The organism is Saccharothrix sp. NRRL B-16314 (genome assembly GCF_000716595.1).
Classification (GTDB): domain Bacteria; phylum Actinomycetota; class Actinomycetes; order Mycobacteriales; family Pseudonocardiaceae; genus Actinosynnema.
In genome coordinates, this window is sequence record NZ_JNXC01000137.1 from 1 (window position 1) to 399 (window position 399).

At 70.9% G+C, this 399-nt stretch carries 1 protein-coding gene; it reads left to right on the forward strand.

Translation table 11 applies throughout. The features are described from left to right. The coding region (locus OQ02_RS39380) for a hypothetical protein (protein ID WP_033443783.1) at positions 1–376 on the forward strand (376 nt) is incomplete at its 5' end. Positions 377–399 lie beyond the last annotated feature (23 nt).

Consider the following 399-nt stretch of genomic DNA (forward strand, 5'->3'; position numbering starts at 1 on the left):
GATGAGGGCGGCGGGCGGGTTCCCGGTGGTGCACGTGGGCAGCCTCGCGCATCTGCGAACCTTCCTGCGTTCGGTGGGCGAACCATGGCTCCGTGTACTGCTCTGGATCCCCCGCCAGGAATGCGCCCTCAGGTCCGCGGGACGCGGCGACTGTGACACAGAAGAACGCCTGGGCGTCTGGGACGCGACGCTTGAGGACCTGGCGGCCGCCGACCCGGACGAGGCACTGTTCCACCTCCTGCTTCGCACCGACCTGCGGTCCCCTGAAGAGACGGCCGCGGCCGTGACGGAGGCCGTCGCCGCCGGAGCCGAGCGGCCGAGGTCCGGGCGGGAACTCGTCGCGTTTCTCCGTGAACAGGCCTCGCACGGCCACTGACCCTCGCCGTGGACTGCATGGAC